This window comes from Mesorhizobium sp. SARCC-RB16n (assembly GCF_008520305.1).
In the GTDB taxonomy this organism is placed as follows: domain Bacteria; phylum Pseudomonadota; class Alphaproteobacteria; order Rhizobiales; family Rhizobiaceae; genus Mesorhizobium.
The window spans coordinates 84,533-107,585 of sequence record NZ_ML703266.1; the positions used below are offsets into that span (position 1 = coordinate 84,533).

Consider the following 23,053-nt stretch of genomic DNA (forward strand, 5'->3'; position numbering starts at 1 on the left):
ACACACTTTTCCTGCATTGCTCTGGTTACTCCGCCAGGATCGGCGCCGGATCGTCGACGTGGCCTCGAAGTTCTTTCTCGGGCATCAGCGTCAGCGTGATGAGGCCCAGCACCAGAGTGCCGGCCGCGACGAGAAAGATCATCACGAAGGGTTCGGCCGATGCGACATGTCCGGCCATCTGAACGCCTTCGCCGGCCAGTGGCAACCCAAAGCCCAGGGCGACGGCGCCGAGCATCGCGACCCCCAATGCACTGCCCAGCGAACGCAGAAAGGTAAGCACCCCCGTCGCGACGCCAAGATGCATGCGGTCGACGGCGTTCTGAACGGACACGGTGGTTACTGGAAATGTCGTCCCGGTTCCCAGCCCGATACAGATGGTCAGGACTTCGACGACAAGCAGCGATGCATGGCCGGCGACGAAGGCCAGCAGGCCCATGCACAGGATGGCGAAGATGACGCCGACCATGGCGATGCGCTTGTAGTGGGTGAAGCGCGGTATCAGGCGGCCGCTGGAGGCGGCGCCGCCCACGGTTCCAAGCAGAAGGCCAAGCATTGCAATGCCCGACTCGCTGGCCGTCAGGCCAAGTATCGATTGCAGATAGACGGGCAGATAGACGGCGAGGCCGACGCTGGAGGCCTGGAGCAGGAACATCGACAGCGTGCCGCCCAGGACGATCGGGTTGCCCAGCACCTCGAGCGAAATGAGCGGTTCGGCCGCCCGCATCAGCCGCAGGGCAAAGGCGACCCAGAAAAGCGCGGAGCCGGCCAGGACGCCAACGACTTCCGGCGACAACCACGGGTAGGCGCTGCCGCCCCAGTTCAGCGCCAGCAGCAGCAGTGCCGTGGCCACGATGAGCAGCAATGCCCCAAGACCATCGATGCTGTGGTTCTTGGCCGCGATCGGCAGCTTCTTGAGCGGCTTGTTGATGATCGCCATCGCAACAAAGCCCAGCGGGATATTGATCCAGAAGATGAGTGACCAGTGCAGATGTTCAGCGAAGGTGCCGCCCAGCAGCGGTCCGGCGACGCTGGCGACGGCCCAGGTGCCGGAAAACCACGCCGCATAGCGCGCCCGCTCGCGCGGCGGGACAAGGTCTCCGACCACGGTCTGCGTCAGCGCGAAAAGGCCGCCGCCACCGGCCCCCTGGATCGCGCGCCCCAGGATAAGGACGAACATGTTGGGGGCCAGTGCGCTGACCAGCGATCCCGCGAGGAAGATGAGGATTGCCGCATAGACGGTCGGCCGCCGCCCGTAGACGTCGGAAATCTTGCCGTAGAGCGGTGCCACGGCGGTTGCGGTCAAGAGGTAGCCGGTAACGATCCATGGCAAGTATTCGGCATGGCCGAGCGAGCGCCCGATGGTCGGCATGGCGGGCGCGACGATGGTCTGGTCGAGGGCCGCCAGCAGCATCGACAGAAGGACGCCGCCGATGATGACGTTCTTTTCGCTTTCGGTCAGCGGCGCGCTCGCTGCCGCCACGGCCTGCTGCTTGTCGACAGCCTGATCCATAATTTCTCGTCCATGCGCTTTGCGCTGCCGCATCGGGTCTGTCTGGTGCATCCGCGGCGCGATCGATCGTGATGCTCGTGCTTCCAGTTTGTGCCCGTGGCAACCCTGGATATGTCGTTCCGTATAGGCCGATTTCGACCGGTGCTCGAAAAAAATTCGAAGCTGGCACTACGCTTCCGCCCTGTTGGCTTGCACCCACGCGAACGGAGCCGGCGAGGAAATTCAAGTCGGCGGCGGCAATTGGCCACTCTCGAAGCGTTCCATCCGGTAGCGCATCAGCCGCAGGATGCGGCTTTCGAAATTGACGCTTTCGACACGGTCAAACCGCAACTGGTCCTGATTGTGTCTGGCGAGCTCAGCGGCCGTTATCTCGGCGGCCTTTGCCTTTGCCGTGTCGCAATCCTTCTGTGGATAGCTTGCCTTCAGTGCGTCTTCCAGTGCACGGCCGTGGTTCTTGGCAATCTCGACATGGCGGTCTTCATGGCGCTTGATGTCGGCGGACAATGTATCCCAGAACAGCCGCACGTCGGCATCGGCGTTGCGCGGACGGCGCCATTTGGGGAGGATCACCTTGACCTTGACGGTGACGATCGCGTCCGTGATCCGGCAGGAGCCGGGCTGGCTGGAGTAGCTGATGCGCGTCGTGAAGGCCATCTGGGTGGCGCCAGGGTGGCGCGACCCCGTGGTTTTTACCCGCGGCCCGTGTTCGGTGAGTTGCTGCTCGATATCCTCGAGCGTGCTGCCGCCGATGGCGAAATAGCTGTATGTCTTCACCAGATTGGCCGCATCCGCCGGAACGGCGGCAACGGTAAGCAACAGTGCGCAGAGCAGGGATCGTTTCATCATGTTGCCTCTTCGGTCACCATGCTTTAGGGCCTTTGCCGGCGGAACGGAACTGATCCGATGAGCATCACACATCGTTGATGCCCCTTTAGTTGATGAGCCCATGGTTGATGCGCAATGACGGCGAGGCGATGGCAGCTGGCGCATGGGCGTCATCTCGAGCTTGGCGGCAAGGCCGTGGTAGTCGGCATCCTCAATGTTACGCCCGACAGCTTCTCTGATGGCGGCCTGTTTGATGCTCCCGAGACCGCGCTGGTCCAGGCGCGCCGCATGATCGGGGAAGGCGCCGCGATCATCGATGTCGGCGGAGAATCGACCCGGCCCGGCGCGGCGGCGACCTCGGCCAGCGAGGAGCAGGCCCGTATCCTACCGGTCATCCAGGCGCTGGCGCGTGCCGGCGATGTGCTGATCTCGGTCGACACCTATCGTGCGGAGACCGCGCGGCTCGCGGTGGCCGCCGGCGCACACATCGTCAATGATGTCTGGGGTCTGCAACGCGAGCCCGGCATTGCGCGGGTGGCGGCCGAAACCGGCGCCGGGCTTGTCATCATGCATACCGGCCGGGATCGCGAAAAGCTGCCCGACGTGATCGCCGACCAGCTGGCATTCCTGGGAAAGTCGCTGGAGATCGCCCGCGGGCAGGGTGTCGCCGACGACCACATCGTGCTCGACCCCGGCTTTGGCTTCGCCAAGGAGACCGCGGAGGAAAACCTCGACCTGATGGCGCGGTTTTCCGAGCTTGGTGCACTCGGCTTCCCGCTGATGGCCGGCACGTCGCGAAAACGCTTCATCGGCACCGTCACCGGCCGCGACGCCGCCGACAGAGCCGCCGGGACGGCGGCGACGAGCGTTATTCTCAGGCTCAAGGGCGCGCATCTGTTTCGCGTCCATGATGTCGCAATCAACGTGGACGCGCTGGCGGTGGCGGATGCTATGCTGGCGCGGGAAACCGGATCGGAACGCTGAGCGATGTATGTCATCCGCATGAAGAATTGCGCCTTCTTTGCCCGGCACGGCGTGCTGGACGAGGAAGAAGCGCTGGGGCAGCGCTTCTATGTCGATGCCTCGCTTACCGTCGAGCCCGGACGTGCGCTCGTCGATGACGCTATCGGGGAAACGGTCAATTACGGCGTTGCCTTCACCGTCATCGAGGAGATCATCACCGGACACAGGCGCTTCCTGATCGAGGCCTTGGCCCTGGAAGTCGCAAAGGCTCTCACCGGGCGCTTTCCGCAGATCCGCAAAGCCGAGGTCACCGTTCGCAAGCCGAATGCGCCGGTGCCTGGCGTGCTCGATTACGTCGAGGTGACCGTTGTCTGGCCCGAATAACACCGTCTATCTGAGCCTCGGCGGCAATCTCGGCGATCCGGCGAAGTCGATGGGGGCTGCGTTGCGCCTGCTCGATGCAGATCCCGGTACTGACGTGGCCGCCGTTTCCTCGCTCTACCGGACGCCCCCCTGGGGCAAGCTCGACCAGCCGGATTTCCTCAACGCGGCCGCCGGGTTGTCGACGCGGCTGTCGCCGCGGGCATTGCTCGACCTCTGCCTCGATGCCGAGAGAAAGCTCAAACGAGTACGCGAGGAGAGATGGGGGCCGCGCCTGATCGACATCGACATCCTGGTGTTTGGCGACCGCATCATCCATGAAACGGGGCTGGAAGTGCCGCACCCGCGCATGCTGGAGCGCGCCTTCGTGCTGGCGCCGCTGGCCGAGATCGCGCCGGACCTTACCGTCGCCGGCAAACGCGTTGCCGATCGCCTGGGCTCGGTCGATGCGGCCGGCATCGAACGGCTGCCATCCGGCCGCGACTGGTGGCTGGCCTAAAGCATGTCGCCCGGAAGTGTCCTCGGTTCCGGGATAACGACATGCATAAATCAGAAGCTTACAGCAGGTCGGGCGAATCCCATTCGCCGCGACATGCTGTAGACAGGCGATATCAGCCGGAGAAACCACCCTCATCCAGGAACGCATTTTCCTCAGCCGTCGTCTCGCGGCCAAGCATTCTGTTGCGGTGCGGGAAACGGCCGAAGCGCTGGATGATGTCACGATGCTCCAGCGCGTATTTCAAGTTGAACTCGGCCCTGGCGGTGTGAAGCTCAACCGACCGGTCCTGGTCGGCGAGGTTTTCCGAATGTTCGAACGGCAGATAAAGGAACACGCGGACCTCTGGCTCGAGCACGATATCATGGCCGGCAGCCACTGCTTTTTGCGCAAAATGCTTTGCCAGCGGGTCGGTCGCAAACATATGGCCGGTGCCGCGAAAGCAATTGCGCGGAAACTGGTCGAGCAGGATCATCAGCGCCAGCGAGCCGTCGGCATGTGCTGACCAGTCGTCGCACTCGCGCCGCGCGGCGGCGTAATGGAGGTCGAGGAAGCGGTCGCGGAAATCAGCATCGAAAGCGTCGTTCTTCTCGAACCAGGCGTCCTCGCCGGCGTCGCGCCAGAATTTGGTGACCGACAGGGCTCTGCTGTCCAGTTCCATTGCTGATTCTCTCATTCAGTCCGCCGGTTCCGATTTATGCAGGACGCCGGCCGTTTCCTCGTTGAGCGCCCGGCCAGGACGGCGGGGCGTGGAAAGCGGGGTCGGGATCGGTGTGCCGATATTGCCTTTCAGGAAGCGCTGTCCCGAGCGGATGCCTTCGGCGAGCTGGGTCTCGAAGCGGGCGGTGTCCCGGCGCCTGACGTCCTCGATCGTTTCGGCGACGTCTTCGGGATCGACGCCCAGCGCCTCGAGGGTCGAGCCGCCAAAGACGAGCGCCGATTCGAAGGTTTCGCGCAGCTGATAATCGACGCCGGCGCGGATGAGTTGCAGTGCCGTGCCGCGGTCGAAGGCGCGTGCCAGCACCGTAAGCAAGGGAAATTCCGCCTTGACGAGTTCGGCGATGCGGACGGCGGCGTCGGGCTTGTCGACACAGATGAGCACGGCCCGCGCCCGGCCGGCCCCGGCCGCGTGAAGGATGTCCAGCCGCGTGCCGTCGCCATAATAGACCTTGAAGCCGAAATCGGCGGCCGCCTGGATCATCTCGACATCGTTGTCGATGATCGAGACGTCGATGCCGCGCAAGAGCAGCGGTTGGCTGGCGATCTGGCCGAAGCGGCCGAAGCCGATGATCAGCACGCTGCCCGTCAGGCCGTCGGCGACTTCGACGCCGTCCAGCGACTGCTCGTCGCGGGGCGTAAAATAGCGCAGGGCAATGATTGCCAGCGGCGTCAGCACCATGGAAATGATGACGATCGCCGTCAGCGTCGCGTTTGCCTGGCCGTCGATGATGCCGACGGCTGCCGCCGCGGAATAGAGCACGAAGGCGAATTCACCGCCTTGCGCCATGAAGACCGCGCGTTCCAGCGCCTGGCGGTGGCCCGATTTCAGGATGCGGGCGACGATATAGATGCCGAAGGCCTTCATCACCATGTAGGCGATGACATAGACGGCGACCAGCTTCCAGTTCGCGGCCACCACATGCAGATCGAGCGACATGCCGACCGCAAGGAAGAACAGGCCGAGCAGGATGCCGCGGAACGGTTCGATGTCGGCTTCGAGCTGATGGCGGAAGGTCGATTCCGAGAGCAGCACCCCGGCCAGGAACGCGCCCATCGCCATCGACAGGCCGCTGAGCTGCATGGCGAGCGCCGACCCGAGCACGACCAGCAGAGCCGCGGCCGTCATCACCTCGCGCGCTCGGGCATCCGCCAGGATGCGGAAGAAGGGATTGAGCAGGTAGCGTCCCGCCACCACCAGTCCGACGATCGCGGCGAGGCCGATGCCGACCTCGGTCAGTCGCTCCGACAGGCTGGTATCGGCACCGCCGGGCGCCAGGAAGGCGATCAGGGCGAGCAGCGGCACGATGGCCAGGTCCTCCAGCAGCAGGATGGAGACGATGCGCTGGCCCTTGGGCGAGGCGATTTCGCCGCGCTCCTCCAGAAGCTGCATGACGATGGCGGTCGAGGTCAGCACGAAACCGGCGCCGGCGACGAAGGATTGCGCGATCGGAAATCCTCCGGCCATGCCGACACCGGTCAGCAGCACGGCGCAGACTCCGACTTGAAGCGCGCCAAGCCCGAAGATCTCGCGGCGCAGGCCCCAGAGCCGCGACGGCTGCATTTCCAGGCCGATGATGAACAGGAACATGACGACGCCGAGTTCGGCGACATGGAGGATGGCTCCCGATTCGGAAAAGACACCGATGCCGAACGGGCCGATCACCACGCCGGCGGCAAGGTAACCGAGAATCGAACCGAGGCCCATGCGCTTGAAGATCGGGACAGCCACCACGCCCGCCGCCAGCAACGCCACCACCTGAACGAGATCGCTGCCCGATGCCTCTGCCGCCATGCCTGTCATTCCGTTCGTTTGGGACCGCAACGCGTGCAGTCGGGGCCTAGAGCAATTCAGGCGCCACAACTGTCGCCAGGGCAAAGGATAGGGGCTTCGGCCAGGATCGAACAGTCCGAATCCCGATCATGCGCGATGTTGCAGGCTCGTTACACAAGTTTACGCCGTGGGCGCGTTGCTTGTTGCCACAATCGAAGGCTAAGCACGCTCGGCTTCGGCCATTGGGGGTGAGCGGCGATCAAGTCGCACCCTTTTGAGGAGATGACTGACATGAAGAAGTTTTTGCTCGTTGCCGTCGGGCTGGCGGTGCTTGCCGGTTCGGCCTGTTCGAAGGCGCCGGAATGCACGACCGAGATGGCGACCAAGAAGGCGCAGGACATGGCCGCCGCGCTGCAGGAAGCGATCACCAAGGATCCGTCCAAGGCAGCTGATCTGACCGCCAAGGTCCAAGCGGTGACGACTAAGTATCAGGGTTCCACGACCCTAGCCGACGCCTGCAAGGCGTATGACGAGGTGACCGCCGCGATCAAGGGCTGACGCCCGGTTCGTCTGTTCCAAAGGAGGCGGTGGCGATGGGCTGCCGCCTCTTTGCTTTGGGAGGGTATTCGAGCAATTCAGGAAAAATGTGAAGCGGTTTTCCATCCGGAATTGCGTAAAATAGAGGCGGGGTGCGTTCAGTTCGGCGCGATGGAGCCGACTTGGACGGCATCGACCCGCTTAAGGCTCATGCCAATGACGGGCACCAATTGGTCCTGAACGCGCACGGCGACCGTCACCGTCATCGAGTTGTCGTCGGGAATGCGTGCCTGCATGACGCCGCGTAGTTGGTTGCGGTTGATGGTGAAGACCACCTTGCGGGCGTCGACGACATTGCCGCCGATGATATCGAGCCCGGCACCGGCCGAGCCACCCATGAAGGAACCCTTGTAGTCACGGCCCTTGCGCTCGATCTTGGCCGACATCGGCTGGGTGAACACGCCGACCCGGCAACCGCCGTCAAGCGTCATGCCCATCTTGCCGTCGGGGGTGGAGCCGGTAAAGCTGCAGTTGAATTTCGTGCCCTTGTACTTGCCGGCGACGATTTCGCCGGGACCGACCCACTTGCCTTCGGCTGACTGGAAAAACTGCTTGTCCGGCTCTCCGGCGCAAGCCCCGGAGGCCATACCGGCGACTGCTGTGATCGCCACCACCAGGGGCAGGATGCTGGACAGAATTACGCTTTTCATCGACGACACCCGGCAACAACGAGGCTGTTTGAAACCGGTTTGACCATGAAGAAGATTGGTTAATGCTTCGTCACCGGGAGCCTTCGAAACCGCAGTCCGAGCACCGTCCCAAAAGAGCCGGACGCTATTTGCCGGGCCCGGTTGTTTCGGCGTCTTTCTTGGCCGCGAACGACGTCAGCGCGGCGAGGAAATCGCCCAGTCCCGGGCGCCTGGCGGCGCTGAAGGGCAGGGGGCGCGCCGTCTCCATCGCGGCGATGCCGATGCGCGCCGTCATCATGCCGTTGACGACGCCCTCGCCGAGCTTGGCCGAGAGGCGCGCCGCCAGGCCGTGGCCGACGATCTGCTGGACGAAACTGTCGCCGACCGCGATCGAGCCGGTGACCGCCAGGTGCGCCAGCACGCTGCGCGCCAGGCGGAAGAAACCCAGAGTTCCGGGCCGTCCGCCATAGAGTTCCGACAGCCGGCGGATGAGGCGCCCGGCCTCGAAGACAACATAGGCGACGTCGACGAGCGCGCGCGGGCTGACCGCCGTCACCAGAGAGACGCGCTTGGCGGCCTCGAGAATCATCACCTTGGCCCTGACATCGAGGGGGCCGAGGATTTCCGCTTCCGCCAGGCGCACCAGATTGGCGCCGTCGATGATCTCGCCGCGCAATTCGGCCAGCGCGCGCCGGCCGGCCGCGGTCTCGGGTTTGGCCGCGACGAAGGCCGACAGTTCATCGACCACCGCGCGTGCCGCCTTCGGATCGTCGCGCGCGATGGCATCGAGCGCGCGCTTCTGCAGCTTTTCGACCTCGGCGAGGCGGGCGATCGCCAGGAATTCACGAATCAGGATCACCAGAAGGGCCAGCAGCGCAATCGCCGCCATGCCGGCGGCCAGCCAGCCCAGCCATTCGGCGCGGGCAAAGAGATCGCGTATCAACTGGTCGGTCCACAGGCCGACAGCCAGCGAAACCAGCACGCCGAAGGCGCCGAAGAAGATGCTGCCGAGAGCCGAGCGTTTTCTGGGGGCGACCGACGGCGGCGGCTCGGCGGCAATAATGTCCGGTTCGTCGAAGACGTCGACCTCCGCCGGGATGACCAGCGCCACATCGGCCTTCATCGGGCGCGGTCTGCGCGACGGTTCGGCCTGGCGTGGCGCGTCTTGTTTCGGCGCGGCTTCCGGCTCGATACGGAATGCCGCCGGTTTGCGGGGCGCGGTCATGCCAGATGGTCTCCGATCAGGAACTGCAAGGCGCGGTCGAGCCTGATATGCGGCAACGACAGCGTGACACCTTCGGCCGTGCGTTCGAGTTTCGGCGGACGGAACCGGACGAAGCGGATTGCCGGGTCTGTAGAGTCCTGCTTGTGGTTCGGCCCCGAAAGGTCGAAAACAGCATCAATGTTTTCCGGTAAATCACCAGGAAATATAGCCGTTTCCGTCTTTCCGTCGAATGTTTCGCCATTGATCTTCTCGCCGGCGATCGGCGTGCCGATGATAACAGGCAGTGTTTCGCGGCCCTGCTTCACGGTGCCTTCGCGGGTCGCGCGCACCGCCGCCATGGCGACCACGTCGACATCGGCGCCGGTGAAATTCGCCCGCGCCACCGCGCGATCGGCCAGGCGCCGCACGATCGCCTGCAACCGATCGTGGCTTTCGTGGTGCAGATGATCGGCCTTGGTCGCGGCAACCAGGATGCGGTCGATACGCCGGGAGAAAAGGTCGGTGACGAAGCTGCCCCGACCGGGTCGGAAACAACTCAGGATCTCGGTGACGGCGCGCTCAAGGTCGGCCATGGCACCTGGTCCGGCGTTCAGCGCCTGCATGGCGTCGATGAGCACGATCTGGCGGTCCAGGCGCGTGATATGCTCGCGGAAGAACGGTTTGACGACATGCGTCTTGTAGGCCTCGTAGCGCCGTTCCATCATGGCGTGCAGCGAACCGTTGCGCGCGCGCTTGTCGCCGAGGCCGGCCAGCGGCGCGAAGGTCAGCGCGGGCGAGCCTTCGAGGTCGCCGGGCATCAGGAAACGTCCGGGCGGCAAGGTCGAAAGCGCTCGCTCGTCGAGCTTGCACGCCTTGAGGTAGGCGGCGAAGCTTTCAGCCAGCCGGCGTGCCGTCATTTCGTCGGCATCGGCATTCGGGTCGATTTCCGCCGAGATCGCTCGCCAGGCCCGCGAAAGGTCCTCGCGCACCGGCAGCGTGGCCATTTCGAAGGCTTCACGCGAAAAATCAGCGAAGGATTTGCCGAGCAGCGGCAGGTCCAGAAGCCATTCGCCGGGGTAATCGACGATGTCGACCGACAGTTTGCCCGACGAGAACATGCGGCTCCAGCCGGAGGTCGATTCATATTCGATCGTCAGCCGCAGCTCCGAAATGGCGCGGGTCGAGTCCGGCCAGACGCGATCGTTGACCAAGGCGGCGATGTGGTCCTCATACTGAAAACGCGGCACGGCGTCGTCGGGCTGCTGTTCGAGGAAGGCGCGCGCGATACGCCCCGATTTCTGCGCCTCGAACAGCGGCAGCCGTCCGCCGTGGATCAGATTGTGGACGAAGGCCGAAATGAAGACGGTCTTGCCGGCGCGGGAGAGACCCGTGACACCCAAACGCAGCGATGGAGAAAAAAGTCCGGTGGCGCGTCCCGACAATGTGTCGAGGGCAATTCTTGCCTCGTCGGTGAAGGTAGTCAGCGATGATGCCAAAATATGATCTCTCGGACTTGCGTCCGCCCGATATAGGCGCTGCAACCCGGCTTTGAAATGGCGCTGGAAATCGACATCAGAGATCGGTCGGGGTCAGGAACGCTTCGAGATAGCCCGCCCCCTGGGTCGCTTTCGCCAGATCGCCGGGGAAACGGACGACCGCAAGGCCCGATGTCGGAAAGCCGTGATTGAGCATGGCCCGCTCCGTCTCGCCACCGTCGCCCGAAAGCGCGATGGCGAGGTCCTCCGTCATCGGGTTGTGCCCTATGACCAGCAATGAACCGGGTCCGCCATGGTCCCGGACCAGCCGGAGATATCCGGCCGCGTCTTCGCTGTAGAGCGTGTCGAAAAACAGCACCTTGCCTGTGTCTGCCTGGCCGGCCAGTCCCTCGAGCGTTTCCCTGGCGCGTTTGGCGTTGGAACACAACGTCAGGTCCGGCACGTAGGAGCGGGATCGCATCGCGGTCCCCATCTTCTCGGCATCGGCGCGGCCGGATGCGTCGAGTGGACGATCGAAATCACGCATGCCCGGCAAGGCCCAGCCGGCCTTGGCGTGTCGCAAGAGAAAAAGCCTGCTCACCCAACCTCCAATGAAGCCCGAAAGCCGAAGTCCGGCCGCGATTAGCCACGAGAAAAGCATCGCGCACAATGGTGCGCGTTCCTCAACGCGGCGAATCACTTGCGGAGCGAGCGGCAAAGATCGTCCTACTTTCGCCATCAAAACAGATCTATCCCGCTCCGGAGAAGGCTGCCGATGCACTTTAACAATTGCGTGAGACAGCCGCTGATTGCGCTTGTACAGGTGTCAGGCGACGAATATATAGGCGCCAAATTTGGGGCAGTTGGGTGAGTCGAATGAACGACATCGTTACCGCCGATTACGTACCCTCCGAAGACGAGCCGTTCATGAACGAACGGCAGAAATCCTACTTCCGCCTAAAACTCGTCACTTGGAAAAACGACATCTTGCGCGAAGCGCGCGAAACCCTCGAAATCCTGCAGCAGGAAAACGCCAACCACCCCGACCTCGCCGACCGCGCCTCTTCGGAAACCGACCGCGCCATCGAGCTCAGGGCCCGCGATCGTCAGCGGAAGCTCATCTCAAAGATCGATTCGGCGCTGCAGCGCATCGACGAAGGCACTTACGGCTATTGCGAGGAGACCGGTGAGCCGATCGCGTTGAAGCGGCTCGACGCGCGCCCGATCGCCACCTTGTCGATCGAAGCGCAAGAGCGGCATGAGCGCCGTGAAAAAGTCTATCGCGACGACTGACAGATAGCCCTGCATTGATTCCAAATGGCCGGTTCTCCGGCCATTTTTGTTCGATGAGCGCCGCGGACTCGACAGGGCAAAGCACGCTTGAACGTCGACCGGTTCAACTCACTGGCAGGCGGCCCCGGTGCAAATCATCTCTTCTGACTCGAGAGTTCGCCCAAAAGCCTGGTCATTTCATCGTCGAGCGACGGCGGTGCCTTGGCCGCCGGCTTACCCGCCGGGGCGCCGGACCGGGGTTGGTCCAGCGAAACTTCGAGTTCCTTCATCAGCGTGTCGTCGATGCTGTCCTGCCTCGGCGGCGGTGGCGCTTGCCTGACGGCATTGGCGTTGGCGGAGCCATAGGCAGGCAGCGGCGTGACATTGGTCGACTGATAGTTTTGCGCCGCTGGTTTCGGTGCGGGCGTGGGCGCCGGTGGCGGCGCTGCCGGACGCTGGCGGGCAGGCCCTGCCACGGCCACCGGCTGGGGAGCGGGTGCTTGTCTGGGAGGCACGGGAGCGGGCTGCGGCGGCCGCGGCTTCGCGGCCGGGGCCGCGGCAGCCGGGACAGGCTGCAGGCCGCCATCTCCGGTCAACGCCGGACGGCGCGGCGCGGCGAGACGGATGTCGCGTTCGACAACGACGTCGGTCGGGCCGCCGATCAGCAGCAGATGTTCGATGTCGTCGCGTCTCACCAGCACCAGCCGGCGATGGCTGTCGACGGCGGTGGCGTCCATGACGGCAAGCCGCGTCTTGCGGTTGCGGCCACCGGCGACAAACGTGCCGAAGGTCAGGTTGCGCACGAGCCTGACGATGATGAGAACGATGACCAGCAGGATCAGCGCCGCGAAAGTCCACAGGAGTGCCGCCGCATAACCGGGACCCGCTACGCTATCCAGCCACTGCATTGGTTTCCCCTGATCGGTTTGGAAAGTGACGCGACACTAGACCGTTGCGACTGGCCACCGCAAGTTGCCTTCACGCATCGTGAACAGCTTGAAACACAGGGAAGGCCGGCCGGCATCATTTTTATCTGACATTTGCCGCCCGGGCCTTTTCCGGACTAGGAGAATGTGATTCAACCGGCTAAAGCGCGTCGCGCTGAAACGGATTCATGCGACGCGCTTTAGGTCCTTGTTTTTCATTGCATGTCGTTTTCCCAAAACCGACGTCACTTTTAGGCGACATGCATTAGGGGTCGGAACATCGGATTTCACGAGCAGGGGGCATATGGCCAAGGAAGCGCGCGGCGATTTCTATCCGGTACCGATCGTCGACCAGAATACGCGACCGGGCGCGGTCACCCGGCTTATCATCTTCATCGTCGTTCTGACGGGCGCGGCAATCGTCTTCGGCCTTTTCCGCGAGCGCCTCGGCGATCCCTTCCTGCTGGGCATGCTCGGCGTGCTGGCGATGATCGGCGTTGGCTTCCTGTTCGCGACCGCGATCGGCTTCGTGCAGATCACTCCGCGCTCGACGGGCGACGAACTGTCCAAGGCTTTCGTCGATTCGATGTCGCAGGGCCTGCTGGTGACGGACACCAAGGGCCGCGTCGTCTACGCCAACCGGGCCTATGCCGACATGACCGGAGCCTCCTCGGCCGCGGACTTGAAGACGGTCGAAGGATTGCTCTCGGATGTCCCCGAAGCCTCGGTGACCATTTACCGGCTGGCGTCGGGGCTGCGCGACGGGCAGCCGGGCGACGGCGAGTTCCGGCTCGCGCAATCGATTCGGCCCGGCGCTGAACCGGGCGCTCGCTGGTATCGGGCGCGCGCCCGCACGTTCAGCGTTCCGGGCCAGCGGTTGCCGATGCTGGCCTGGCAACTCGCCGATATTTCGCAGGAGCGGGCCGAGCAGGAGCGCTTCTTCCTCGATCTGCAGAAGGCCATCGATCACCTCGACCACGCACCGGCCGGTTTCTTTTCGGCCGATCAGGACGGCCGCGTCACCTATATCAATGCCACGCTCGCCGGATGGCTGGGCATCGATCTTGCCAGTTTCACGCCCGGCGCCGTCACCTTGCCGGATATCGTTGCCGGCGACGGCATGGCGCTGGTGCGCTCCGTCAAGGCGGACCCCGGCACGACGCGCAATGCGGTGATCGACCTCGACTTGACGACGATGACCGGCGAGGCACTGCCGGTGCGCTTCATGCATCGCGTTTCGGCCAGCCGCGAGGGTGTCGGCGGTCCGACACGCACCATCGTTCTCAATCGCACGCAAGGGGAGGATGCCTCGGCCGATCTGCGCGCTTCGGAGGTGCGCTTCACCCGTTTCTTCAATTCGACACCGATGGCGATCGCCGGCGTCGACGCCAACGGGCGCATCCTGCGCACCAACGCACCTTTCCTGTCGCTGTTTTCCTCGGTCGTCGACCGCGATGCCGTGGATCGGCGTGTGCGGCTCGATACGGTTATCCATGACCGCGACCGGCCGGCCTTCGCCGCCGCGTTCGAGAAAGCCCGGCAGCGGCAGGCCGATATCGATCCGATCGACACCGTGCTGCCCGGCAATGAAGAGCGGCATATCCGCTTCTACGTTAACGCCGTCGCCGACGGTACCGGCGGCGAAGGGGCCGAGGAATCGGCTATCGTCTACGCCGTCGAGACAACGGAGCAGAAGGCGCTCGAAGGGCAGATGGCGCAAAGCCAGAAGATGCAGGCCGTCGGCCAGCTCGCCGGTGGCATCGCACACGACTTCAACAATGTGCTGACTGCCATCATCATGGCGTCCGACCTGCTTTTGACCAATCACCGGCCGTCGGATCCGTCCTTCCCGGACATCATGAACATCAAGCAGAATGCCAATCGCGCGGCGTCGCTGGTGAGGCAGTTGCTGGCCTTCTCGCGCAAGCAGACGCTGCGGCCGGAAGTGCTGAACCTCACCGACGTGCTCGCCGATCTCAGGATGCTGCTTGCCCGCCTCGTCGGCAACGATATCAAGCTCAAGATCGACCACGGCCGCGACCTGTGGCCGGTCAAGGTCGATATAGGCCAGTTCGAGCAAGTGGTGGTCAACCTGGCGGTCAACGCGCGCGACGCCATGCCGGCCGGCGGTGATCTCACCGTGCGCACCCGCAACGTGACCGCCGAGGAGTGCAAGACCTTTCCCTATCGCGAGCTCACCGCGGCCGATTATGTGGTGGTCGAAGTCGAGGATACCGGCAGTGGCATCGCGCCCGACGTGCTGAAGAAGATCTTCGAGCCGTTCTTCACCACCAAGGAGGTCGGCAAGGGCACTGGCCTTGGCCTGTCCATGGTCTACGGCATCATCAAGCAGACCGGCGGCTTCATTTTCTGTGACTCCGAACTTGGCAAGGGATCAACGTTCCGCATCTTCCTGCCGCGTCACGTCGCTGAAGCGAAAAAGGCAGCCGAACCTGGCGAAGCGCTGGCGACGGCGCCGGTCAAACTGGCCGATAGTACCAAGGACCTGTCCGGATCGGCCACGGTGCTGCTGGTCGAGGACGAGGACGCCGTGCGCATGGGCGGCATGCGGGCGCTGACCTCGCGTGGCTACACCGTTCACGAAGCGTCCTCGGGCGTCGAGGCGCTGGAAGTGTTCGAAGCGCTCGGCGGCAAGGTCGACATCGTCGTATCCGACGTGGTGATGCCAGAAATGGACGGGCCGACCCTGCTCGGTGAACTGCGCAAACGCCAGCCGGACATCAAGTTCGTCTTCGTCTCCGGCTATGCCGAGGACGCATTCGCCAGGAACCTGCCGGCGGAGGCGCATTTCGGCTTCCTGCCAAAGCCGTTCTCGCTCAAGCAACTGGCCACGATCGTCAAGGATGTGCTTGAATCTTAGCTATTTCTGATGCTGTGCCCGACGCGCACCATCGTGTCGCTGGCTATCCGGCAGGCCGGCGGCGAGCGGATCGCCCCAGCGCGCAACGATCGTTGTTTCATAGCCCTCGGCGGCCGCGTGGGTCTTGTCGTAGACGCGTTTCAACTCGGGAAAGCCGAGGGTGGAAGGCGCTGCGGCCGCATGTGTTTCGCCGGCAAACAACGAGCCGACAAAGCTGCCGCCGGCGATCAATGCGCTCGATGCAAGGCCGCCCTTTCAGGAGGGTGCGGCGCGATACGCGCTCGGCAATGACGTCGCGAATGACGGGGGAAGATGAGGATGGGGAATTGGCCATGGTGTCTGCCTCTCGAGGTGGATGTGACGGCGCACCGCTGCCTATCCAGTTCCGGCAACATCCAGATGACATGAGAAGGCGGGCACACCGCTGGCAGCCGCAATGGCTGTGAGGGCCTACTGGTTGTTTCCCCGGGTGCAGGTCGAGGCAGTGAAGGCGCCATCGGGCTGCTTCATGATAATGTCGAAGGAGGGCGGGCTCTGGCTGTCCAGCGTTGCCTGGGTCATCGAGAGCGCGTTGCCGCCGGTGGTGTAGCCGCCGAGCGGGCCTAGCCACGAGATCACACCGTTTGCATCCATCTGATAATTATAGGCCTGTTGGGCGGTACCGAAGGTGACGGGGCCTGTGTAGACGTTTCCCTTGATGGTGATGTCGCCGAGGCTGAGAAACATGCCGAGCAGGTAGACTTCGCAATGATAGGTGCCGTCGGGCATCTTGCCATCGCTGAAGTCGGCTCGTGCCGCCCCGGTTGCTGCCGCCAGAAGCAGTATGCCGATAAGACTGCGGGAAATCAGGGATGCCATGACGTCGCTCGGTTGAAACGCCAATTTGCCCTATTTCCGTTCCGCGCCGCAACATCTGCTGTCTGCGATCTGTTTGCCTAGATCAAAATATAGGCACCTGATCTAGTTGCGCAAAAATTAGGCAAATGCCTTTTGCGCTGCGCAAAATTCTCTCAACCAATTTTTAACCGGCTCTCTTTGTTTTGTTCAATCTAATATAATAACCTTCGGATAATATTCATCTATTCTCCTATTTTCAGCATACCCACTGCGGTTGGCATGGGGGTTGCATCGCATTGTTGCGGCGCAATCAACCAGCTTGGGAGTCTTCGGTATGAGGGGTAGTTTCTCGACAATAACAAAAATGTTCTCGGCGAGCGTGGTTGCCGCCGGTCTGATGTCCGCTCCGGCCAGGGCCGCCGACGACACAATCAAGGTGGGCATTCTCCATTCGCTGTCGGGCACCATGGCGATTTCGGAGACGACGCTGAAAGATGCCATGCTGATGCTCATCGACGAGCAGAACGCCAAGGGCGGCCTGCTCGGCAAGAAGCTCGAAGCTGTCGTCGTCGACCCGGCTTCCAACTGGCCGCTGTTCGCCGAAAAGGCGCGCGAACTGATCTCCAAGGACAAGGTCGCGGCGGTGTTCGGCTGCTGGACCTCGGTGTCGCGCAAATCGGTGCTGCCGGTGTTCTCGGAACTCGACAACATCCTGTTCTATCCCGTCCAGTATGAGGGCGAGGAGAGCGAGCGCAACGTCTTCTACACGGGTGCCGCACCAAACCAGCAAGCCATTCCGGCGGTCGACTATCTGATGAGCGAGGATGGCGGCTCGGTGAAGCGCTGGGTGCTCGAAGGCACCGACTACGTCTATCCGCGCACCACCAACAAGATCCTCGAAGCCTACCTGAAGTCGAAGGGCGTCGCAGCAGAAGACATCATGGTCAACTACACGCCGTTCGGCTTCGCCGACTGGCAGACCGAGGTTTCGGCGATCAAGAAGTTCGGCTCGGCCGGCAAGAAGACCGCCGTCGTTTCGACCGTCAATGGTGATGCCAACGTTCCGTTCTACAAGGAACTCGGCAATCAGGGCATCAAGGCCGAGGACATTCCGGTCATGGCCTTCTCGGTCGGCGAGGAAGAGCTTGCCGGTCTCGACACCGCGCCGCTGGTCGGCCATCTCGCCGCCTGGAACTATTTCGAGAGCGTCGACACGCCCGAGAACAAGAAGTTCATCGCCGACTGGCACAAGTTCATCAAGAACGACAAGCGCACCACCAACGACCCGATGGAAGCTCATTACATCGGCTTCAACATGTGGGTGAAGGCGGTCGAGAAGGCCGGCACCACCGATCCGGACAAGGTCATCGATGCCATGATCGGCGTGTCGGTCCCGAACCTCACCGGCGGCTATGCGACGATGATGCCGAACCATCACATCACCAAGCCGGTGCTGATCGGCGAAATCCAGGCCAACGGCCAATTCGAGACGGTTTCGCGCACACCGGGTCTGGTGATGGGTGACGAATGGTCGGATTACCTGCCCGACTCCAAGGACCTGATCTCCGATTGGCGCAAGCCTCTGTCCTGCGGCAACTTCAACGTTGCCACGGGCAAATGCGGCGGCAAGGGAACGAACTGATCCTCCCGGGTCTGCTGGGCTGGGCCTTCAGGTCCATGCCCAAGACCGCGTGCGTCCGGACGGTTTCCTCCACCGTCCGGACGCCCATTTCAAACCTTCAAGGGGTTCATAGAAGCCGATGACCTTGATCCGCGCGGGCCTGATGCTGCTGTTCCTGCTGGCGACGCTGTCGTCATCGGGCGCCGCGGAATCCGATCTGCACGCCGTCATCGCCAAGTTTGCCACTGCCAAGGGCTTTTCGGAGATCGGAACTGTCGTTCATGAATTGACGGCCACTGGCGACGCCGCCGTAGAACGCCCGCTGTCGGCTCTGGCTGATGGCAACCTCTACGTCCGCAAGGCCGATTCCCTGGTGTTCATCGGCAAAGAGGCCGGCGAAAGCGTTCAGCTTTCCGACCCGCTCGGCGGCGAAGCATCAGGAGAGGCGGCCAAGGACGACGTCGCCAAGATCAAGGTCAACAACACGTTGCGCCGTGTCATCCGCGACGCGCTGGGGACGTTGACGCTCGGCGCCAAGGATCCGGCTGTGCGGCTGGCCGCCGCCGACACCATGTTCAAGACGCCCGATGCAGCCAACATCGAGCCGCTCGACACGGCGATCGCCAGCGAGACCGTGGCCAGCGTCAAGGCTCTGCTTGAACAGGCTCGTGCGGCCTCAGTGCTTGTTTCCGATAGGCCGGAGGCCGACAAGCTTGCCGCAGTCGCCTTGATCGGTGCGCGTAGCGACCGCGATGCGGTTTCGCTGCTCACCTCGGTCGAAGCCGGTGCGTCGAGCGCGGTCAAGGACGCGGCGACGGCAGCGATCGCCAACATCAATTCGACGCTGGCCTTGTGGGATGCCGGCCAGAACATCTGGTACGGGATTTCGCTGGGTTCGGTCCTGCTGCTGGCGGCGATCGGTCTTGCCATCACCTTCGGCGTCATGGGCGTCATCAACATGGCGCATGGCGAGATGGTGATGCTCGGCGCCTACACGACCTTCGTCGTCCAGCAGGCGATCCGGACATCCTTTCCCGGCCTGTTCGACTGGTCGCTGGTCATCGCGCTGCCGCTCGCCTTCCTGGTCGCGGCGTTCGTCGGCCTCATCATCGAGCGCGGTGTGATCCGCTTCCTATACGGCCGGCCGCTTGAGACGCTGCTAGCGACCTGGGGCGTATCGCTTATCCTGCAGCAGGCGGTGCGCTCGATCTTCGGGCCGACCAACCAGGAGGTCGGCAATCCGTCCTGGATGTCCGGTTCCTTCGACGTCGGACAACTGGCCATCACCTGGAACCGTCTGTGGATTCTGGTGTTCGCGCTCACCGTGTTCGGCATGCTGCTCTATGTGATGAAGCGCACGCCCTGGGGGCTGCAGATGCGCGCCGTCACCGCCAACCGGCGCATGGCCGCCTCGATGGGCATCAGGACGCCGTGGGTCGACGCGCTGACCTTCGCGCTTGGATCCGGCATTGCCGGCATTGCCGGCGTCGCGCTCAGCCAGATCGACAATGTCTCGCCCAATCTCGGCCGTGGCTACATCATCGACAGCTTCATGGTCGTCGTCTTCGGCGGTGTCGGCAACCTCTGGGGTACATTGGTCGGCGCCTTTTCGCTGGGCATCGTCAACAAGGTCCTCGAGCCCTATGCCGGCGCCGTGCTCGGCAAGATCGTCGTGCTGGTGCTGATCATCCTGTTCATCCAGAAGCGCCCGCGCGGCCTGTTCGCGCTCAAGGGCCGGGAGGTGGAAGCATGATGTCAGGACGCTTCTTCGCCGCGGGTGCCGACCGCCGCATCGCCATCACCATTTTCGCCCTGCTGGCGGCGGCTATAATCGTGCCGCTGCTCAACCTGGCCGTCTCGCCCACCAGCGCCTTCTACGTGCCGTCCTATATCGTCGCGCTCACCGGTAAATATCTCTGCTATGCGCTGCTGGCGCTCTCGCTCGACCTGGTCTGGGGCTATTGCGGCATCCTCTCGCTCGGCCACGGCGCCTTCTTCGCGCTCGGCGGCTATGCGATGGGCATGTACCTGATGCGCCAGATCGGCTCGCGCGGCGTCTACGGCAACCCGATCCTGCCCGATTTCATGGTGTTTCTGAACTATAAGGAATTGCCCTGGTTCTGGACCGGCTTCGACCATTTCTGGTTCGCGGCAATCATGGTGCTGGCGGTGCCCGGCCTGCTCGCCTTCGTCTTCGGCTGGTTTGCCTTCCGCAGCCGTGTCACCGGTGTCTATCTCTCGATCATCACCCAGGCGATGACCTATGCGCTGCTGCTTGCCTTCTTCCGCAATGACATGGGCTTCGGCGGCAACAACGGGCTCACCGATTTCAAGGATATTCTGGGCTTCAACGTCCAGGCCGACGCGACGCGATCGGCACTGTTCGCGACCAGCGCGGTGATGCTCGCGCTCGCCGTATTCGTTACCTGGGCGATCGTCGGCTCCAAATACGGCAAGCTGCTGATGGCCGTGCGTGACGCGGAGAGCCGCACGCGCTTCCTCGGCTGGCGGGCCGAAAATGTAAAACTGTTCGCCTTCACGGTGTCGGCCATCATGGCGGGCATTGCCGGCGCGCTCTACGTGCCGCAGGTCGGCATCATCAATCCTGGCGAGTTCGAGCCGTCCAATTCCATCGAGGTGGTGATCTGGGCGGCTGTCGGCGGGCGCGGCACCATTGTCGGGCCGATCATCGGCGCGTTGCTGGTCAATGCCGGAAAATCCTGGTTCACCGGCGTGCTGCCGGAATTCTGGCTGTTTGCGCTGGGCGGCCTGTTCGTCGCCGTCACCTTGCTCCTGCCGAAGGGCATCGTCGGCATGTGGGACAGCTGGCGCGGCAATGCGAAGGCGTTGCGTGCGGCCTCGGTCGCTGGAGAAGCTGGCACCGAGGTTGGGATCGCGTCCGCGACGTCCAAGCCTGCCCGCTCGCCGGCGCGAAATCCGGGCGAATGGTCCTGGTCCGACCCCGAACCGCAGGCGGCGGAGTAGCGACCATGAGCAAATCCAACACCATCCTCTATCTTGACGGCGTGTCGGTGTCCTTCGATGGCTTTCGCGCCATCAACAATCTGTCGCTGGTGCTCGACAAGGGCGAGATGCGCGCCATCATCGGCCCCAACGGCGCCGGCAAAACGACGATGATGGACATCGTCACCGGCAAGACGCGACCCGACGAGGGCGAGGTGTTCTTCGACGGCCAGGTGGACCTGACCAGGCATGACGAAGCCGAGATCGCCATGATGGGCATCGGCCGCAAATTCCAGAAGCCGACCGTCTTCGAAAGCCACACGATCGAAGAAAATTTGATGCTGGCGCTGAACGGGCCGCGTTCGATCTTCCCCGCGCTATTCCATCGCCGATCGGCCGCCGAGGCGCGGCAGATCGATGACATCCTTGGCATCATCCGGTTGGGCGACAAGCGCCGCGAGCTCGCCGCCAATCTAAGCCACGGTCAGAAGCAGTGGCTTGAGATTGGCATGCTGCTGGCGCAGGATCCGAAGCTGCTTCTGGTCGACGAGCCGGTCGCCGGCATGACCGATGCCGAGACCGAGGAAACCGCGCGGCTGCTCAGGGACATAGCGCGCGACCATTCGGTCATCGTCGTCGAGCATGACATGCATTTCGTGCGCGAACTCGGCGTCAAGGTCACCTGCCTGCATGAAGGCTCGGTGCTGTCGGAAGGCACGCTCGATTTCGTTTCGGCCGACGAGCGCGTCGTCGAAGTCTATCTGGGGAGATGAGCATGATCTGGCGGGTGCAATTCCATCACTTCGACATGTCGTTTCTTCGGTTCTGGAGAAAGCGCTGACATGCTCGAAGTTTCCAACGCCACGCTCCATTACGGCGCCGCCCAGGCGCTGCGCGGCGTGTCTCTGAAGGCGGGTGCCGGCAAGATCACCTGCGTGCTCGGCCGCAACGGCGTCGGCAAGACCAGTTTGATGAGATCGATCGTCGGCCACCACCGGCTGACGAGCGGAAGCGTTGCCTTCGAGGGGAAGGCGCTCGACCGGAGCGCGGCGTATGACCGCGCCCGGTCGGGCATCGCATTCGTGCCGCAGGGCAGGGAGATCTTTCCGCTGCTCAGCGTGCGGGAAAATCTCGAATCCGGCTTCGCCCCCTTGAGGCGCGCCGACCGCAACGTGCCTGCGCATGTCTTCGAGCTGTTTCCGGTGCTGAAGCAGATGCTCGGCCGCCGTGGCGGCGATCTTTCCGGCGGTCAACAACAGCAGTTGGCCATCGGCAGGGCGCTGGTAATGCGGCCGAAGTTGCTGGTGCTCGACGAGCCGACCGAAGGTATCCAACCCTCTGTGATCAAGGATATCGGCCGCGCCATACGCTATCTGCGCGACCAGGCTGGCATTGCGGTGCTGCTGGTCGAACAGTATCTCGATTTCTGCCGCGAACTCGCCGACGAGGTCAACATCATGGATCGCGGCCAGATCGTCCACACCGGCCCAGCGGCAGATTTAGACCGGGCTGACGTTCGCAAATTCCTCACGGTCTAGAATCGACACTGAACTTCATTGAAGATTTGAAGTCCTTCGCAAGTCCAATATTTCTTGCAGCCATCGCCTGTGTCTCTGGCACATGCAATGTCGCATGCTAATCTTTTGCAGGCTTTGTGAGTCGGCCGCTTCCGTATCAGTCTGGTTATCGCAGATCGAGGCGCGGCAAATGTTCTGCAAGTTCCACGCAAGCAAAGCTTCCTAGCTTCCCGATCTGATTGTCGTTCAAACGCGTTTGGGCACACAGGCTAAGGGACAGCCATGGAACGTTACGTCGAGGACTACCAGAAGCGGCGGCTTACCGAACGTGTCGACATCATCGCTGCCATCAACATCTTGAGGTCGCAGGGCTGCGACTACGACGATCTGATCGAGGAGATCACCAAGGTCTTTTATGTCGACCTCGATGCCTTCAATGAAATCGTGATGGCGGCCTAGGGCAA

General features: G+C 63.1%; 23 protein-coding genes. 12 read left to right on the forward strand and 11 right to left on the reverse strand.

Annotation, left to right across the window (positions count from 1 at the left end):
* Positions 1–25 precede the first annotated feature (25 nt).
* Both C7I87_RS13705 and C7I87_RS13710 read right to left on the reverse strand, forming a co-directional pair.
* Complete coding sequence (locus C7I87_RS13705; RefSeq protein WP_149904726.1) at positions 26–1,510, reverse strand: MDR family MFS transporter; 1,485 nt, start codon at positions 1,508–1,510, stop codon at positions 26–28.
* A 222-nt stretch (positions 1,511–1,732) separates the two neighbouring features.
* The gene (locus C7I87_RS13710) at positions 1,733–2,356 is read right to left on the reverse strand and encodes a DUF922 domain-containing Zn-dependent protease (RefSeq protein ID WP_188393836.1); all 624 of its coding nucleotides are present in this window, start codon (positions 2,354–2,356) and stop codon (positions 1,733–1,735) included.
* Positions 2,357–2,470: 114 nt separating this feature from the next.
* On the opposite strand from C7I87_RS13710, the gene folP reads away from it, so the two are divergent.
* From folP to folK, 3 genes are read left to right on the forward strand one after another with little or no spacing between them, the layout of a single operon-like run.
* Positions 2,471–3,319, forward strand: a complete 849-nt coding sequence (gene folP / locus C7I87_RS13715) for a dihydropteroate synthase (RefSeq protein ID WP_149904727.1) — start codon at positions 2,471–2,473, stop codon at positions 3,317–3,319.
* 3 nt (positions 3,320–3,322) lie between these two features.
* Positions 3,323–3,682 (forward strand): dihydroneopterin aldolase, encoded by a 360-nt coding sequence (gene folB, locus C7I87_RS13720; RefSeq protein WP_023773903.1) that lies wholly within the window; start codon positions 3,323–3,325, stop codon positions 3,680–3,682.
* Positions 3,666–4,178, forward strand: coding sequence for a 2-amino-4-hydroxy-6-hydroxymethyldihydropteridine diphosphokinase (folK, locus tag C7I87_RS13725; protein WP_149904728.1), 513 nt, complete (start codon positions 3,666–3,668; stop codon positions 4,176–4,178). Before folB ends, folK begins: the two co-directional genes overlap by 17 nt.
* 112 nt (positions 4,179–4,290) lie before the next feature.
* On the opposite strand, the gene C7I87_RS13730 is transcribed toward folK, so the two are convergent.
* Together C7I87_RS13730 and C7I87_RS13735 are read right to left on the reverse strand one after the other, a co-directional pair.
* Positions 4,291–4,836 (reverse strand): DUF924 family protein, encoded by a 546-nt coding sequence (locus C7I87_RS13730; RefSeq protein WP_149904916.1) that lies wholly within the window; start codon positions 4,834–4,836, stop codon positions 4,291–4,293.
* A gap of 15 nt (positions 4,837–4,851) precedes the next feature.
* The gene (locus C7I87_RS13735) at positions 4,852–6,687 is read right to left on the reverse strand and encodes a monovalent cation:proton antiporter-2 (CPA2) family protein (protein ID WP_149904729.1); all 1,836 of its coding nucleotides are present in this window, start codon (positions 6,685–6,687) and stop codon (positions 4,852–4,854) included.
* A 270-nt stretch (positions 6,688–6,957) separates the two neighbouring features.
* Between C7I87_RS13735 and C7I87_RS13740 the strand changes: the two genes are divergently transcribed.
* Positions 6,958–7,224, forward strand: coding sequence for a hypothetical protein (locus C7I87_RS13740; RefSeq protein ID WP_140503685.1), 267 nt, complete (start codon positions 6,958–6,960; stop codon positions 7,222–7,224).
* A 137-nt stretch (positions 7,225–7,361) separates the two neighbouring features.
* Here C7I87_RS13740 and C7I87_RS13745 read toward each other — a convergent pair whose 3' ends face one another.
* The 4 genes from C7I87_RS13745 to C7I87_RS13760 form a co-directional block, all read right to left on the reverse strand.
* On the reverse strand, positions 7,362–7,913 hold the full coding sequence (locus C7I87_RS13745) for a hypothetical protein (RefSeq protein WP_149904730.1): 552 nt from the start codon (positions 7,911–7,913) through the stop codon (positions 7,362–7,364).
* A 124-nt stretch (positions 7,914–8,037) separates the two neighbouring features.
* Complete coding sequence (locus C7I87_RS13750; RefSeq protein WP_149904731.1) at positions 8,038–9,117, reverse strand: YcjF family protein; 1,080 nt, start codon at positions 9,115–9,117, stop codon at positions 8,038–8,040.
* Positions 9,114–10,592 (reverse strand): YcjX family GTP-binding protein, encoded by a 1,479-nt coding sequence (locus C7I87_RS13755; protein ID WP_149904732.1) that lies wholly within the window; start codon positions 10,590–10,592, stop codon positions 9,114–9,116. The genes C7I87_RS13750 and C7I87_RS13755 overlap by 4 nt, the downstream gene beginning before the upstream one ends.
* Positions 10,593–10,668: 76 nt before the next feature.
* Positions 10,669–11,172: a SixA phosphatase family protein gene (locus tag C7I87_RS13760; RefSeq protein ID WP_149904733.1), complete on the reverse strand. Its 504-nt coding sequence runs from the start codon at positions 11,170–11,172 to the stop codon at positions 10,669–10,671.
* Positions 11,173–11,447: 275 nt separating this feature from the next.
* Here C7I87_RS13760 and dksA point away from each other — a divergent pair, with 275 nt between their 5' ends.
* Complete coding sequence (dksA, locus tag C7I87_RS13765; protein WP_006202025.1) at positions 11,448–11,864, forward strand: RNA polymerase-binding protein DksA; 417 nt, start codon at positions 11,448–11,450, stop codon at positions 11,862–11,864.
* 134 nt (positions 11,865–11,998) lie between these two features.
* Here dksA and C7I87_RS13770 read toward each other — a convergent pair whose 3' ends face one another.
* Positions 11,999–12,751, reverse strand: a complete 753-nt coding sequence (locus C7I87_RS13770; RefSeq protein ID WP_149904734.1) for a flagellar biosynthetic protein FliO — start codon at positions 12,749–12,751, stop codon at positions 11,999–12,001.
* Between the two features lie 322 nt (positions 12,752–13,073).
* Here C7I87_RS13770 and cckA point away from each other — a divergent pair, with 322 nt between their 5' ends.
* Positions 13,074–15,650 (forward strand): cell cycle histidine kinase CckA, encoded by a 2,577-nt coding sequence (cckA, locus tag C7I87_RS13775; protein WP_149904735.1) that lies wholly within the window; start codon positions 13,074–13,076, stop codon positions 15,648–15,650.
* Here cckA and C7I87_RS13780 read toward each other — a convergent pair whose 3' ends face one another.
* Positions 15,651–15,881, reverse strand: coding sequence for a hypothetical protein (locus C7I87_RS13780; protein WP_246696270.1), 231 nt, complete (start codon positions 15,879–15,881; stop codon positions 15,651–15,653).
* 219 nt (positions 15,882–16,100) lie between these two features.
* On the reverse strand, positions 16,101–16,508 hold the full coding sequence (locus C7I87_RS13785) for a hypothetical protein (protein ID WP_149904736.1): 408 nt from the start codon (positions 16,506–16,508) through the stop codon (positions 16,101–16,103).
* A 343-nt stretch (positions 16,509–16,851) separates the two neighbouring features.
* Between C7I87_RS13785 and urtA the strand changes: the two genes are divergently transcribed.
* The 6 genes from urtA (at position 16,852) to C7I87_RS13815 (ending at position 23,048) form a co-directional block, all read left to right on the forward strand.
* The gene (gene urtA, locus C7I87_RS13790) at positions 16,852–18,129 is read left to right on the forward strand and encodes an urea ABC transporter substrate-binding protein (RefSeq protein ID WP_246696278.1); all 1,278 of its coding nucleotides are present in this window, start codon (positions 16,852–16,854) and stop codon (positions 18,127–18,129) included.
* Between the two features lie 118 nt (positions 18,130–18,247).
* The gene (gene urtB, locus C7I87_RS13795; protein ID WP_149904738.1) at positions 18,248–19,861 is read left to right on the forward strand and encodes an urea ABC transporter permease subunit UrtB; all 1,614 of its coding nucleotides are present in this window, start codon (positions 18,248–18,250) and stop codon (positions 19,859–19,861) included.
* Positions 19,858–21,093 carry an urea ABC transporter permease subunit UrtC gene (gene urtC / locus C7I87_RS13800; RefSeq protein WP_149904739.1) on the forward strand — a complete coding sequence of 412 codons (1,236 nt, stop codon included), beginning with the start codon at positions 19,858–19,860 and terminating at the stop codon, positions 21,091–21,093. Before urtB ends, urtC begins: the two co-directional genes overlap by 4 nt.
* Positions 21,094–21,098: 5 nt before the next feature.
* Positions 21,099–21,845, forward strand: a complete 747-nt coding sequence (urtD, locus tag C7I87_RS13805) for an urea ABC transporter ATP-binding protein UrtD (RefSeq protein ID WP_149904740.1) — start codon at positions 21,099–21,101, stop codon at positions 21,843–21,845.
* A gap of 69 nt (positions 21,846–21,914) precedes the next feature.
* Positions 21,915–22,610: an urea ABC transporter ATP-binding subunit UrtE gene (urtE, locus tag C7I87_RS13810; protein WP_149904741.1), complete on the forward strand. Its 696-nt coding sequence runs from the start codon at positions 21,915–21,917 to the stop codon at positions 22,608–22,610.
* A 261-nt stretch (positions 22,611–22,871) separates the two neighbouring features.
* Positions 22,872–23,048 carry a hypothetical protein gene (locus tag C7I87_RS13815; protein ID WP_084636783.1) on the forward strand — a complete coding sequence of 59 codons (177 nt, stop codon included), beginning with the start codon at positions 22,872–22,874 and terminating at the stop codon, positions 23,046–23,048.
* The last annotated feature ends 5 nt before the right edge of the window (positions 23,049–23,053 follow it).

What these genes read in the sequence shown, in the direction of transcription:
- C7I87_RS13705 (WP_149904726.1), bottom strand. Translation starts at nt 1,510, where the DNA reads ATGGATCAGGCTGTCGACAAGCAGCAGGCCGTGGCGGCAGCGAGCGCG.
- C7I87_RS13710 (WP_188393836.1), bottom strand. Translation starts at nt 2,356, where the DNA reads ATGATGAAACGATCCCTGCTCTGCGCACTGTTGCTTACCGTTGCCGCC.
- folP (WP_149904727.1), top strand. Translation starts at nt 2,471, where the DNA reads ATGACGGCGAGGCGATGGCAGCTGGCGCATGGGCGTCATCTCGAGCTT.
- folB (WP_023773903.1), top strand. Translation starts at nt 3,323, where the DNA reads ATGTATGTCATCCGCATGAAGAATTGCGCCTTCTTTGCCCGGCACGGC.
- C7I87_RS13730 (WP_149904916.1), bottom strand. Translation starts at nt 4,836, where the DNA reads ATGGAACTGGACAGCAGAGCCCTGTCGGTCACCAAATTCTGGCGCGAC.
- C7I87_RS13735 (WP_149904729.1), bottom strand. Translation starts at nt 6,687, where the DNA reads ATGGCGGCAGAGGCATCGGGCAGCGATCTCGTTCAGGTGGTGGCGTTG.
- C7I87_RS13740 (WP_140503685.1), top strand. Translation starts at nt 6,958, where the DNA reads ATGAAGAAGTTTTTGCTCGTTGCCGTCGGGCTGGCGGTGCTTGCCGGT.
- C7I87_RS13745 (WP_149904730.1), bottom strand. Translation starts at nt 7,913, where the DNA reads ATGAAAAGCGTAATTCTGTCCAGCATCCTGCCCCTGGTGGTGGCGATC.
- C7I87_RS13750 (WP_149904731.1), bottom strand. Translation starts at nt 9,117, where the DNA reads ATGACCGCGCCCCGCAAACCGGCGGCATTCCGTATCGAGCCGGAAGCC.
- dksA (WP_006202025.1), top strand. Translation starts at nt 11,448, where the DNA reads ATGAACGACATCGTTACCGCCGATTACGTACCCTCCGAAGACGAGCCG.
- C7I87_RS13770 (WP_149904734.1), bottom strand. Translation starts at nt 12,751, where the DNA reads ATGCAGTGGCTGGATAGCGTAGCGGGTCCCGGTTATGCGGCGGCACTC.
- cckA (WP_149904735.1), top strand. Translation starts at nt 13,074, where the DNA reads ATGGCCAAGGAAGCGCGCGGCGATTTCTATCCGGTACCGATCGTCGAC.
- C7I87_RS13785 (WP_149904736.1), bottom strand. Translation starts at nt 16,508, where the DNA reads ATGGCATCCCTGATTTCCCGCAGTCTTATCGGCATACTGCTTCTGGCG.
- urtA (WP_246696278.1), top strand. Translation starts at nt 16,852, where the DNA reads ATGTTCTCGGCGAGCGTGGTTGCCGCCGGTCTGATGTCCGCTCCGGCC.
- urtB (WP_149904738.1), top strand. Translation starts at nt 18,248, where the DNA reads ATGACCTTGATCCGCGCGGGCCTGATGCTGCTGTTCCTGCTGGCGACG.
- urtC (WP_149904739.1), top strand. Translation starts at nt 19,858, where the DNA reads ATGATGTCAGGACGCTTCTTCGCCGCGGGTGCCGACCGCCGCATCGCC.
- urtD (WP_149904740.1), top strand. Translation starts at nt 21,099, where the DNA reads ATGAGCAAATCCAACACCATCCTCTATCTTGACGGCGTGTCGGTGTCC.
- urtE (WP_149904741.1), top strand. Translation starts at nt 21,915, where the DNA reads ATGCTCGAAGTTTCCAACGCCACGCTCCATTACGGCGCCGCCCAGGCG.
- C7I87_RS13815 (WP_084636783.1), top strand. Translation starts at nt 22,872, where the DNA reads ATGGAACGTTACGTCGAGGACTACCAGAAGCGGCGGCTTACCGAACGT.